The following is a 13,155-nucleotide window of genomic DNA, read 5'->3' as shown; positions in this document are numbered from 1 at the left end:
TGCGCAGGGCATCGCGCGATCCCGGAAGGGCTTGCGCTTGCGAGCTTGCGCGGGCACTCTCATAGCCTTAAAGACAGCGTCGATGTCCCTTCCGCGGACATCCGAACGACGCGGAAACCCAGGGGAAAGCATTGTCGATGTCCATTGAGCTGCGACCGAAAATCGTCATAAATTCTATCAAGCGTTTGATAGAAAATGAAATCATGGACCGGGTCGGGCAGGGTCACCAGGGAACCGGCCCGGTGTTCCGGGGCTGTTGCGCAAGTTTGGTGCAGCGAGGCTGCCGGCCTTCCCGCCGAGCGCGGCCTGCGGAGGGCAGGGACCGGATTGCGGCGGGCAGTAGTCGTTCGCCGAAGCATCGCGCCGCGTCGAATGCATCAGCCTGGCCGATGCAGTGGCAGTTCAGGCAGCGTGTGCGACCCAGACCTCTGCGCGACTTGCGAGGCGGGTACCGGGTGTCGGCGGGTCAGCGCAAGCCTGCGACCCGCCTCGACTGCGCAGTGATCGGGGGCCGCGTCGTCCACTAGACGGCGTCAATACCGTTTTCCCCGACGCCGCCCGGTGCCGGGTCGACCGTTCCAGGAGTTTCGAAGCCGATGGCCCTGATGTCTTCCCGGGTGTCGTCCTCCACCGAGGACTTTCGCCTCAATCGCGAGGCCTATCTCGCCCGCGTGGCCGACCTGCAGCGGCGCCGCACTGAAGCCAGCGCCGGCGGCCCCGAGCGCGCGCGGCGACTGCACAAGCAGCGCAAGCAGATGCTGCCGCGCGAGCGCGTGGCAGCGCTGATCGATCCCGGCTCGCCGTTCCTGGAGTTCTCGCACCTGGCGGGCGAGGGCCTGTACGAGGGCGTGCCGCCGGGTGGCAGCATCATCACCGGCGTGGGCCTGGTGTCCGGTCGTCCGTGCATGATCATGGCCAACGACGCCACCGTGAAAGGCGGCACCTACTACGGCATCACCTGCAAGAAGCACGTGCGCGCCCAGCGCTTCGCCTGGCAGCACCGCCTGCCCTGCATCACCCTGGTCCAGTCCGGTGGCGCCAACCTGCCGGACCAGCCCCACGTGTTCCCGGACTGGGGCCAGTTCGGCACCATTTTCTGGAACCAGATCCGCATGTCCGGCGAGGGCATCGCCCAGATCGCGACGGTGCATGGCACATCCACCGCTGGCGGCGCCTACATGCCGGCGCTGTGCGACCAGAACGTCATCGTGCGCAACCAGGGCCGCATGTTTCTCGGCGGCCCGCAGCTCGTTTACGCGGCGACCAAGGACGTGGTGGACGAAGAGACACTCGGCGGCGGCGAGATGCACTCGCGGGTCAGCGGCGTCACCGACTATCTCGCCGAGAGCGACGGACACGCCATCGCCATCGTCCGCGACCTGGTTGCCAATCTGGGCACGCCGCCGACGCAGCGCTGGAAGGCGCTGCCGCCGCGTCCGCCGGTCCACGACCCGAAGGACATCTACGGCATCGTCAGCCGCGACACCCGCGTGCCCACCGACAACCGTGAGATCGTCGCGCGGCTCATGGACGGCAGCGAGTTCCGCGAATTCAAACCGCTGTACGGCGAGACCCTGATCTGCGGCTGGGGTCGCATGATGGGTTTCGAGGTCGGTATCTTGTGCAACAACGGCGTGCTGTTCGCCGAGTGTGCGATGAAGGCCACGCACTTCATCGACATCTGCTGCAAGCGCGACATCCCGCTGTTGTTCATGGCCGACGTCACCGGCTTCATGGTCGGGCGTGAGGCCGAGGAAGCCGGCATCGCCAAGCACGGTGCCAAGATGATCACGGCGATGGCCTGCGCCTCGGTGCCCAAATACACGCTGATCATCGGCGCGTCTTACGGCGCCGGGTATCTCGCGATGTGCGGCCGCGCGTTCAAGCCCAACGCGATGCTGATGTGGCCCAGCGGTCGCGCGGCGATCATGGGTCCGGATCAGGCGGCGACCACGCTGGCGATGGTCAAGGACGACATCCACAAGCGCGAGGGCACGAGCTGGACGCCCGAGGAGCGCGAGGCCTACATGGCGCCGACGCGCAAGACCTTCGAGGAATTCGCCAATGCCTACAACTTTGCCCGCAACACCTGGTGCGACATGGTGATCGACCCGCTGGAAACGCGCACGGTGATGGGCCTGTTGCTGGAGCTCGCGGGCCGCACGCCGGCCGAGCCCACCGAGTTCGGCGTGTTCCGGATGTGAGGACGAGAACACCATGAGCGTCCTGACTTCCCATGTATCGACTTCGTCAGAAGAATTCTCGCGCAACCGCGCGGCCTATCTCGCACAGATCGCCGAGCTGAAGACACGCCGCGCTGCGGCGAGCGTCGGCGGATCGGAAAAAGCCCGCGCGCTGCACAAGAGCCGCGGGCAGATGCTGCCGCGCGAGCGCATCAGCGCGCTGCTGGATCCCGGTTCGCCCTTCCTCGAATTCGGCCACATGGCGGGCGAGGGAATGTACGAGGGGGTGCCGCCCGGCGCCACCATCATCACCGGCGTCGGCATGGTGCAGGGCCGCGCCTGCATGCTCATCGTCAACGAGGCGACGGTGAAGGGCGGCACCATGTTCGGCATGACCACCAAGCGCCACACGCGGGCGCAGCAGTTTGCGTGGCAGCACCGACTGCCGTGCATCACCATGGTCCAGTCCGGTGGCGGATTTCTGCCCGACCTCGCGAACATCTTCCCGGACGAGGGCCAGGCCGGTTCGATCATGTACAACCAGGTGCGCATGTCGGCCGAGGGCATCGCGCAGATCGCCATCGTCCACGGGCCGTCCACCGCGGGCGGGGCGTACATCCCGGCGCTGTGCGATGAGGTGGTCATCATCCGCAACCAGGGCGCGATGTTTCTCGGCAGCCCGCAGCTCGTCTACGCCGCGACCAAGGAGGTGAGCGACATCGAATCGCTCGGCGGCGCGCTGATGCACAGCACCATCAGCGGCGTGACCGATCACATGGCCGAGAACGACAGCCATGCGCTGGCCATCACGCGCGACATTGTCGCCCGGCTGGAGCCGCGTCCGGCGCTGCGCTGGCCGCTCGCGCAGCCCGAGCGGCCGCTGTACGACCCTGCCGAAATCTACGGCCTGTTCAGCGCTGATCGTCGTGTGCCGAACAACACCCGCGAGATTCTTGCGCGGCTGGTGGATGGCAGCGTGCTGCAGGAATTCAAGCCGCTGTTTGGCGAAACACTCATCTGCGGCTTCGCCAACATCCACGGCTATCCCATCGGCATTCTCGCCAGCAATGGCGTGATGTTCCCCGAAAGCGCGGTCAAGGGCGCGCATTTCATGGAGATGTGCTGCAAGCGCGATGTGCCGATGCTGTTCCTGGTCGATACCCCCGGCTTCATGGTGGGCACCACGGTGGAGCGCGCGGGTATCGCCAAGCACGGCGCCAAGTTCATGACCGCGATGGCCTCGGCCAACGTGCCCAAGTACACGCTGATCACCGGCGCGTCCTATGCTGCGGCCTACATGGCAATGTGCGGCCGCGGCTTCAGCCCGCACTGCATGATGATGTGGCCGACGGCGCACGCCGGACTGATGGGGCCGGACCAGGCGGCGACCACGATGTCGATGGTGCGCGAGACCATCCAGCAGCGCGAAGGCAAGAGCTGGACGGCCGACGAGCGCGCCGCCTACGAGGCGCCAATCCGGCAGGAGTTCACCGACTTCGTGAGCCCGTACAACTACGCGCGCAACCTGTGGTGCGACATGGTCATCGAACCCACCGAGACGCGCGAGGTGATGGCGTTGCTGCTCGATCTCGCCGGCCGCACCAAGGCCATTCCGACCCGCATGGGCGTGTTCCGCATGTGATGCGCGGCCGACCAATACCTGATACCCGACCATGTTCAAGAAAATCCTGATCGCCAACCGCGGCGAAATCGCCTGCCGCATCGCCCGCACCTGCCGCCGCCTCGGCGTCGGCGCGGCCGGCGTGCATTCCATAGCGGATCGCGACGCGCTGCATGTGCGCGAGATCGGCCAGAGCATCGAGATCGGCGGTGCGCCTGCCGCCGAGAGCTACCTGCGCATGGAGCGCGTGATCGAGGCGGCCAAAAGCGTAGGCGCAGAGGCCATCCATCCGGGCTTCGGCTTTCTCGCCGAGAACGCGGCTTTCGCGCGCGCGGTCGAGGCCGCGGGCCTCGCCTTCATCGGCCCCACGCCAGAGGTCATCGACCGGCTCGGCGACAAGGCCATGGCCAAGCGCGAGGCCATAGCGGCCGGCGTGCCGGTGGTGCCGGGCAGCGAGGGCGCCAGCGATGACGCCATGAAAATCGCCGACACCGTGCGCGGCCTGCGCCTGCCGGTGATGCTCAAGGCCGCGGCCGGCGGCGGTGGCAAGGGCATGCGTGCGCTGGACACGCTGGACACGCTGGCTGCGGACATCGAGTCGGCGATGCGCGAGGCGAAGAACTCCTTCGGCTCGCCCTCGCTGATCGTCGAACAGATGATCGAGCGGGCGCGACACATCGAAGTGCAGATCGTCGGCGACGGAAAGGGCAAGGTTATTCACCTGTTCGAGCGCGAATGCACCCTGCAGCGCCGCCACCAGAAGCTGGTCGAGGAAGCACCCGCTGCGCCGCTCGCGCCAGGTCTGCGCGAGCGCCTGCTGGCCGACGCCGTGCGCCTCGGCGAGCGCCTGAACTATCGCAACGTCGGCACGGTGGAATTCATCGTGCAGGGCGATCACTACTATTTTCTGGAGGTGAACCCGCGCCTGCAGGTGGAGCATCCCGTCACCGAGGAGGTGACCGGGCTGGACGTCGTGGAACTGATGCTGCGCATCGCCTCGGGTGAAGGGCTGGCGCTGAACCAGAGCGATGTGAAGGTCAGCGGTCACGCGGTCGAGACGCGCATCTGTGCCGAGGACCCATCCGCCAACTTCCTGCCCTCCACCGGACGGCTCGCGCACGTGAGTTTCCCGGCCCGAGGCGTGCGCGTGGAGGCCGGCGTAGATACCGGCAGCGAGGTCACGCCCTGGTACGACCCGATGCTGGCCAAGCTCATCACCCACGCGCCGACACGCGACCAGGCGATGGACCGCATGCAGCTCGCACTGGACGAGATGAGCGTGTTCGGCGTCATCACCAACCGCGCGTTCCTCAAGCGCCTGTTGTCCTTGCCGCAGACGCGCGACGCCAGCTTCCACACGCGGCTCATCGACGAGCAGATAGCCTCGTGGTCACTGAAGACCGCACTGCACGACCATGGCACGCTCGCGATTGCTGCCTACGTCTGGCTGCTGCGCAATCGCGCCGAGCCCGCGGCCGGCGTGTGGTCCGCAGCTGCACTCACCGGCTGGCAGATGGCCGATTCCGGCGATGGCCTGGCGCCGATCCCCGCGCTGCATCTGCAAAGCGGAGTGGTCTCGGCCGCGATCCGCTTCGCCCCGCTGGCTGCCGACGGCAGCCAGCGGCTCGCGGTGGACGACGCGCCCACGGAACTGAACCTGCGCCCCCTCGGTGACCACCGCTATCTCGCCATCCTCGGCAACCGCCGCCTCAACGTGCGCGTGATCCAGGACGGCGATACGGTCCACGTGCAGGACGACGCTGGCACGCACGCCTTCGAGGCGCTGCCCTATCTCAGCTACATCAGCGCCACCAGCGAGGCGAGCGGCGAGCTTCGCGCGCCGATGATGGGGATGATTCTCAAGGTCAACGTGAAGAGCGGCGACGCGGTGAAGACCGGCGATGTTGTTGCGATCCTCGAATCCATGAAGATGGAAATGCGCATCTGCGCCGAGGCTGATGGCGTGGTCGAGTCCACGCACTGCACGGAAGGCCAGACGGTGGAACGCAATGCGGTGGTCGTCAGAATCGGTAAGGCGGGCTGAAAGCACCATGGAAAATTTTGAAACCATCAAGCTCGCCGTCGACGAAGCCGGCGTTGCGCGCCTCACACTCGCGCGCCCCGAGGTACACAACGCGCTCAACCAGACCATGTTCGCGGAGATTTCTGCGGCGCTGGATCTGTTGGAGGCCAACCCTGCCGTGCGCGTGCTGGTGCTGTCCGGCGAGGGCGAGAGCTTCTGCGCCGGTGGCGACTTCCGCTGGCAGCAAAGCCAGCGTGAACAGCCACGTGCGCAGCGCATCAGGAACGGCCGTCCCCTGGCCGACATCCTGGCGCGGCTCGACACGTTTCCGCGCCTGGTCATCGGCCGCATCAACGGCCCGGCTTACGGCGGCGGCGTCGGCATGATCGCGGTCTGCGACGTCGCCGTTGCGGTGGACAGCGCGCGCTTCGCGCTCACCGAGGTGCGTCTGGGACTGGTGCCCGCGACCATTTCGCCCTACGTCGCCGCCAAGCTCGGCCCCAGCCAGGTGCGTCGCGTGATGCTCAACGCCAGGCCGATGACGGCGACCGAGGCGCAGCGCCTGGGCCTGGTGCATGAAGTGGTGCCCGCGGCACGGCTTGATGATGCGATCGACGCCGAGCTGGACCTTGCGCTGTCCTGCGCCCCGGGAGCGGTGGCCATGACCAAGCGCCTCGCGCAGTACGTCGCCCGCCACAACGAGGCGGACAACCTCATCTACACCGTGGATCGCCTCGCCGACTTCTGGGAAACCGAGGAGGCCAAGGAAGGCATGCAGAGTTTCTTCGACAAGCGCAAGCCCTCGTGGAACCGCCGCCACGCTTCGCGCTGAAAGAGCCCCGTCATGAACCCGAACGCCGCTGCACCCGATGCGCCCTTCGACTGGACGCCCACCCCCGAGCTGATCGCGGGCAGCGTGCTCACTGCCTTCCTGCGCCACGTCGGCGAGGCGAGCTTCGAATCCCTGAGCGCACGCGCCGACGCCGATCCGGGCTGGCTGATGGAACAGGTGTTCCAGTTCAGCGATTTCCGTTTCTATCAGCCCTGCACGCAGATGCTCGACGTGTCGCGCGGCCAGCCCTGGGCGCGCTGGTGCATCGGCGGCACCACCAACATCGTGCTCAACTGCATTGATCGCCATCGCGGCACGCCGGTGTGGGATCAGACTTTCCTCGTGTGGGAGGGCGAGAAACCGGAAGAACAGCGCAAGCTCAGCTATGCCGAGTTCGACGCCGAGATCTGCCGGCTCGCGAACGCGCTCAAGCAACTCGGGGTCGGCGAGGGCGACGTCGTGGGCATCTACATGCCCAACCTGCCGGAAACCTTCGTCGCCTTCTTCGCCATCCTCAAGATCGGCGCCATCGTCATGCCGCTGTTCTCGGGCTTCGGCCCGCAGCCACTGATCACGCGGCTGAATGACGGCGGCGCGCGCGCGGTGATCACGGCCGACGGTACCTGGCGGCGTGGCAGCCTGGGTGCGATGAAGCCGGTGCTGGACGAGGCGCTGCCGCAAGTGCCGACCGTGGAGCACGTCATCGTCGTGCGGCGGCTTGGCGACAAGCTGCCGGTGGCGATGCAGGCCGGGCGCGATCACTGGTGGCACGAGCGGGTCACGCCGCAGCCCGCCGCGCTCGCGACCGAACCGATGGATGCCGAAGCTGCGGCCGTGCTGCTCTACACCTCCGGCACCACCGGCAAGCCCAAGGGCTGCGTGTGGACGCACGTGAGTTTTCTAGGCTCGATGGTCACGCGCGACATGCACATCTGCGCCGACTTTCGCGGCAGCGACCGCTACTTCTTCCTCAGTGACATGGGCTGGATGGTCGGCGCGATGTGCGCTTGCATTCCGAGCTACTTCGGCGGCAGCCTGCTGGTTGCGGAAGGCACCCCTGACTATCCCGATACCGGCCGCTTCTGGCGCCTGATCCAGAATCACAAGGTCACCTATCTGGGGGTCGCTCCCACCTTGATCCGCAACCTGATGCGCTACGGCAACGAGGACGTGGAACGCTACGATCTTTCGAGCCTGCGCATGTTGCATTCCGGTGGCGAAGCCTGGACCGCCGCACCCTGGCGATGGATGTTCGAACACGTAGGCAAGCGTCGGCTGCCGATTCTCAACATCGTCGGGGGCACCGAAGTCGGTGGCTGCAATCTGGTCAGTACCTTGCACCATCCGCAGCGCCCGAGTTCCTTCGCCGGACCGGGTCTCGGCGTGGGCCTCGGCATCGTCAGCGAATCAGGCGATCCGGTGCCGCTGGGACAGGTGGGTGAACTGGTGCTGCGCCAGGCCAGCATCGGCATGACCAAGAGCCTGTGGAAGGACGACGCGCGTTACCTCGACAGCTATTGGAACCTGCTGCCCGGCCTGTGGGTACACGGCGACTTCGTGCGCCACGACGCCGACGGCATGTACTACGTGCTCGGCCGCTCCGACGACACCATCAAGGTTTCCGGCAAGCGCACCGGCCCGACCGAAATCGAGAATCTCCTCACCGCCACCGGCACCGTTTCAGAAGTCGCGGTGATCGGCGTGCCGGACGAATCGAAAGGCTCGGCGCTGGTCTGCGTCTGTGTGCCGATGCCGGGTGAGGTCGCTGACGAGGCCCTGCGTCAGCGTCTGTCGAAAGCCGTGGTCGACGGCATGGGCACGTCCTACCGTCCGAAATCCGTGGTGTTCGCCGATGAATTGCCCAAGACACGCAACCTCAAGGTGATGCGCCGCGTGGTGCGCGCCGTCTACCAGGGCAGCGATCCGGGGGACCTGTCGGCGCTGGTGAATCCGCAGGCAGTGGACGACCTGCGTCGACGCATGCAGCCGTCCTGAATCCGCCATCAAGCACGCGAGAAAGTCCATGCAGAACTCGGAAACGGAATCCCCGACGCTACTGCTGAAGCAGGACGGCGCGCGTCTGTTCGTCACCTTCAATCGTCCCGAGCGCCGCAACGCGCTCAACGACGCGATGCTGATGCAACTGGAGAACCTCATCACGCGACTGGAGGACGATCCTTCCGTGCGCTCGGTAATCGTGCGCGGCGCAGGCGGGCATTTCTGCGCCGGTGGCGACATTCGCGAGCGCCGCGCGCAGACCAACGAGTCGCGTCCCGGCGCGGACATCGCCATGGAGCGCAACATCCGCGCCGGCCGCATGTTCCTGCGCCTCGCAAAGCTGCCGCAGACCACGGTCGCGGTGGTCGAAGGTTTCGCGCTCGGTGGCGGCTTCGGCTTCGCCTGCACCTTCGACATCACGCTGGTGATGCACGACGTGCAGATCGGCATGTCGGAGACCCGCATCGGCGTCGCACCGGCGCAGATCGCACCGCACGTGGTGCGCCGCGTCGGCCTGTCCAACGCGCGCTATCTCGGTCTCACCGGCCGTCGTCTCAACGGCGAGGAGGCCGTGCGCCTGGGCGTAGCGCATGAGGTCGCGCAGACTACGGCCGAACTGGAAGCCAGGCTCGCGCGCATGCTGGACGACATCGACGCCTGCGGGCCGATGGCCTGCTCGGCGACCAAGGCGATCATGAACCGGGTCGGTGAGATGCCGCTGGATGCGCTGATCGAATATGCGGGTCGTCGCTTCGGTGAACTCAACCGCGGCCCCGAGGGCGTGGAGGGGCAGCAGGCTTTTCTCGAAAAGCGCAAACCGCGCTGGCCGAGTCTGGGCTGAAGTGGCGTGGGTTTCTCGACGCTGTTGATTGTCAACTGCGGCGAGATCCTCTGCTGGCGCGCACCAGACGCGTACCTCGCGCGCACCGGTACCGCTATCGGCGAAGGCCGCAGCATCGGTGCGGATTACGCCCCGATGCGGGCGACGATCATCGCCGATCGGCACCGGCCGCAAGGAGGGCGTCGCAAGCTGATCCTCGCGCTGGAAGCCGCTTTCGGCAAATGCGTGTCAAAATCGCAGCCAAAACATATTGGCAAGGAAAAATGGCAATCGCGACGCGCAGGTCTGTCAAGAAAAAGAAGGCTCCTGAAGCAATTGCCGACGTCACCCGCAGGCTCCTGCTGACTTCGGCAGCCCGACTGATTCGTAATCAGGGTTATTCGGCAACTACGGTTCGCCAGATTGCCGGCGCGGCTGGAATCCAGGCGGGCAGCGTCTACTACCATTTCGGTTCCAAGGAGGAGATGTTGCTGGAGATTCTCGATGCCGGGATCAACGCTGTTCAAAATTCGGTAAATGCGCGTCTGGCCACGCTGCCCGAAGATGCAAGTTCAAGACTCAAGATTGCGGCTGCTGTCGAGGGTCACCTCTTCGGTCTGCTTGAACACGGGGACTTCACGTCGGCGAACATCAGGAACTACGGGCAGTTGCCAGACAAGCTGAGGAAAGCCAACCAGAAACTGCGAAGGTCGTACAGCGATTTCTGGGATGAGCTGCTGACTGAAGCGGCAGTCAAGGGTGAATTGCGGCCGGGGATTGATATCCATCTTGCGCGTCTGGTGATGCTCGGGGCAGTCAACTGGACGGTAGAATGGTACGATCCCAAAAAAGGATCGGTAGAGCAGCTTGCACGGCAGATCGCATCGCTGATTTCCGAAGGTGCCTTTTTGGTCGAATCTGCGTGAATCCTCCAGATTCATGCCGATGACTTCTATCCCCAGTCGCTCGACGGTGATCAGCTCACAGGGTCTGCAGATAATCCCAAAGCTTGTTCCAGCTCGGCCACTGCATCGGCGCAGTACACGGAAATGCGCTGAACATGGGGTAATGCGTCGCGCCATGCCGTGAAGCCGAAGTTAAGATGGTCGCCGTAGCGGACACAGGTGATGTTCAGTGCCTGCCCGTGGTAAAGCACCGATGCCGGGTACATGGCATCCATTCGTGCACCGAACAGGTACAGATCGTCGGTTGGGCCCGGTACATTCGAGATCACCACGTTGAACATCGGCCGCATCCGTCCAGCGAGGCCTACAGCCTGTTGCGCTGCGTAGGGACCCATGACGGCAAGGGAAAATGCGCCGACAGTGGTTTTCGGAAGGGTGCTCAATTCCTCCTTGAGCGCGCGGGTTGAAGCGTGTACCTTTTCAAGTCGGCGCAATGGATTGGATTCATTGGTCGCGAGATCCGCAAAGCCGAAGCTGATCGCCGTTCCAACGCTGATATCGTCGTCGGCGGAGCGGAGACTGATGGGAACGCACGTATTGAGGCTGTTTTTGCTCGGCAGTTCGCCCGCTTCTGATAGCAGTCGCCGAAGAGCCCCGCCGCAAAATGCAAGTACCACATCGTTGACCGACACCTTTGCGGCGTCGGCAATGCGCTTGAGGCGAAGCAGCGAATAGCGCTGCGTCGAAACGCGCCGCTGAACGGTGATACGCGTATTGAGCACTGTGCTAGGCGCTGAAAAGCCGGTGACCAGATCTTTCACTCGCCTGTTGCGAGGCCTCAGCATTGGATAGAGATTGGCGATCGACTTGAGCACCAGGCCTCTGCGACTGGCAACAGCCGGTGGCGCAGTGTGATTTCGGTTCCCGATCACCTTTTCCTTTTTCGATCCCCGAAGCTGATGCACATAGCCCCAGGGAGCGGGACGGATGTCCCGCGCATTGGGTGACATCGCCCGCTGGAACATGCGCATGCCGGCGACGCCATCGATCAGCACATGATGGATCTTGATGAACAGGGCAAATCGATTGCCTTCGAGTCCTTCGATGACATGACACTCCCACATCGGTCGGCGCAGATCGAGCGCGTTTGCGTGCAGGCGCGACACCAGTTCACCCAGTTCACGCTCGCCGCCGGGCTGGGGAAGCGCAAGCCGGCGGACGTGATACTCCATGTCCGGTTTCCCCGAGGTATCCAGCATCGGCAAGACAGACTTGAACAGCCCATCCCGCAGGTGCAGGTTCCAAGGCTGGACGAGAGTATCGACCGCGCGAAGATGGGCCGTCAGATCCCTCATGTAACTTGGCCCAGCGGACTCCGGCGGCTCGAAGATCATCAGCGCGCCAACATGGTTGGGGGTATCGACGGTTTCCAGCAGCAACCAGCCGAGATCAAGTGCAGGAACGAATCGGGTCGTCATTTTTTGTCTCCTCCTGTTTATATTGTGACCGCCAATTGAACGTGTGCGGACTTTAGGGTGAGCGAGGCATCTGGAGCTGTTGGACAGAAGTGGTGACTGGCGCCATGAGCTTCATTCGGTCGAATCGATTGCCCTCAGTAGGCAAGCTGACGTGAAGCCAGATCCTTCATGATCTCGCTGGCACCGCCGCCGATCGACATCACCTTGGTCTCGAGAAATATGCGTTCCACCTTTGTCCCACGCAGATAGCCGGCACCACCGAAGATCTGCACTGCTTCGCCGGCAATCTGTTCGAGTGCCGACGTCGACAGGTTCTTCAGCAGACAGATTTCCGCGACGGGCATGTGGCCCTCTCGAACCTGCCAACACAACAGATCAAGCTGCGCCTTGATGGCGTCGAGTTGCATCTTCATGTCGACCAGCTTGTGGCGGATCACTTGACGGACGATGAGCGGCTGGCCGAACGTCTGGCGTTGGCGCGCATAGTTCAGTGACTCCTCGTAGCAGACTTGACCCAGACCCCAGGCCTGAGCGGCCAGCATCAGACGCTCGTTGTTGAAGTTGTCCATGATCGCCATGAAGCCGCGATCTTCTTCGCCGATACGGTTGCTTACTGGCACCCGGCACTGATCGAAATACAGTGTCGCCGTATCCGAGCACCACCAGCCCATTTTCTGAAGCGGGCTGCGGGAAAATCCTGGCGTGCCCGCTTCCACCACCAGCAGCGAAATACCTCCCATACCGGTGCCGCCGGTACGGACGGCGACCGTGATGTAGTCGGCACGCATTCCAGACGTGATGAAGGTCTTGGAGCCGTTGACGATGTAATGATCGCCATCGCGCCGGGCAGTGGTCCGCAGGCTGGCGACATCGGAGCCCCCTCCCGGTTCGGTGATTGCCAGCGCGGCGATCCTGCTGCCGTCCAGCACGGGGCGCAGAAAGCGTTCCTTCTGGTCTGCGCTGCCATGGACTGCGATTGGCGGGCTGCCGATCCGATGGCTGACGAGAGCGGCGATCAGCCCGCCGGACCCGGTCCGTGCCAGCTCCTCCGCCATGATCGACTGGAAAAATGGATCACTGTCTCCGCTGCCGCCGTACTCCTCCGGGAAGCCGATGCCCAGCACCCCGGCTTCTGCAGCCTTGCGCTGCAGGGACCGGGGCAACTCGCCTGCCTGTTCCCAGGCCTCGATGTTGGGCTCGCAATCCAGCTGCACAAAACGGCGCAGCTGTTGGCGGTAGATGTCGTGATCGTTGGTCAGGAAAGGGTGTGGCGCGACATGGATCATGATCATTGC

The 13,155-nt window shown here is 64.5% G+C and carries 10 protein-coding genes; 8 read left to right on the top strand and 2 right to left on the bottom strand.

The genetic code is table 11. The features are described 5' to 3' along the window. Positions 1–596: 596 nt before the first annotated feature. The 8 genes from Q0D45_RS04230 to Q0D45_RS04195 are packed head-to-tail and all read left to right on the top strand — an operon-like array spanning position 597 to position 10,403. Positions 597–2,204, top strand: coding sequence for a carboxyl transferase domain-containing protein (locus Q0D45_RS04230; RefSeq protein ID WP_293388995.1), 1,608 nt, complete (start codon positions 597–599; stop codon positions 2,202–2,204). Positions 2,205–2,217: 13 nt separating this feature from the next. Then, the gene (locus tag Q0D45_RS04225) at positions 2,218–3,825 is read left to right on the top strand and encodes a carboxyl transferase domain-containing protein (protein ID WP_293388993.1); all 1,608 of its coding nucleotides are present in this window, start codon (positions 2,218–2,220) and stop codon (positions 3,823–3,825) included. Positions 3,826–3,856: 31 nt separating this feature from the next. Further along, complete coding sequence (locus Q0D45_RS04220; protein ID WP_293388990.1) at positions 3,857–5,848, top strand: biotin carboxylase N-terminal domain-containing protein; 1,992 nt, start codon at positions 3,857–3,859, stop codon at positions 5,846–5,848. A gap of 7 nt (positions 5,849–5,855) precedes the next feature. After that, positions 5,856–6,659, top strand: a complete 804-nt coding sequence (locus tag Q0D45_RS04215; protein ID WP_293388987.1) for a crotonase/enoyl-CoA hydratase family protein — start codon at positions 5,856–5,858, stop codon at positions 6,657–6,659. Between the two features lie 12 nt (positions 6,660–6,671). Then, positions 6,672–8,654 carry an AMP-binding protein gene (locus Q0D45_RS04210; protein ID WP_293388984.1) on the top strand — a complete coding sequence of 661 codons (1,983 nt, stop codon included), beginning with the start codon at positions 6,672–6,674 and terminating at the stop codon, positions 8,652–8,654. A 28-nt stretch (positions 8,655–8,682) separates the two neighbouring features. Further along, positions 8,683–9,498, top strand: coding sequence for an enoyl-CoA hydratase-related protein (locus tag Q0D45_RS04205; RefSeq protein WP_293388981.1), 816 nt, complete (start codon positions 8,683–8,685; stop codon positions 9,496–9,498). A 6-nt stretch (positions 9,499–9,504) separates the two neighbouring features. Further along, entirely contained in the window at positions 9,505–9,843 is a 339-nt protein-coding gene (locus Q0D45_RS04200) for a hypothetical protein (RefSeq protein WP_293388978.1), read from the top strand. Beyond that, complete coding sequence (locus Q0D45_RS04195) at positions 9,762–10,403, top strand: TetR/AcrR family transcriptional regulator (protein ID WP_293388975.1); 642 nt, start codon at positions 9,762–9,764, stop codon at positions 10,401–10,403. The genes Q0D45_RS04200 and Q0D45_RS04195 overlap by 82 nt, the downstream gene beginning before the upstream one ends. A 50-nt stretch (positions 10,404–10,453) precedes the next feature. On the opposite strand, the gene Q0D45_RS04190 is transcribed toward Q0D45_RS04195, so the two are convergent. Then, complete coding sequence (locus Q0D45_RS04190; RefSeq protein ID WP_293388973.1) at positions 10,454–11,860, bottom strand: wax ester/triacylglycerol synthase family O-acyltransferase; 1,407 nt, start codon at positions 11,858–11,860, stop codon at positions 10,454–10,456. 134 nt (positions 11,861–11,994) lie between these two features. Next, positions 11,995–13,152 (bottom strand): acyl-CoA dehydrogenase family protein, encoded by a 1,158-nt coding sequence (locus Q0D45_RS04185; RefSeq protein ID WP_293388970.1) that lies wholly within the window; start codon positions 13,150–13,152, stop codon positions 11,995–11,997. Between the last annotated feature and the right edge of the window lie 3 nt (positions 13,153–13,155).

The organism is Nevskia sp. (genome assembly GCF_023266035.1).
GTDB lineage: Bacteria > Pseudomonadota > Gammaproteobacteria > Nevskiales > Nevskiaceae > Nevskia.
This window is presented reverse-complemented; position numbering and strand designations above follow the sequence as displayed.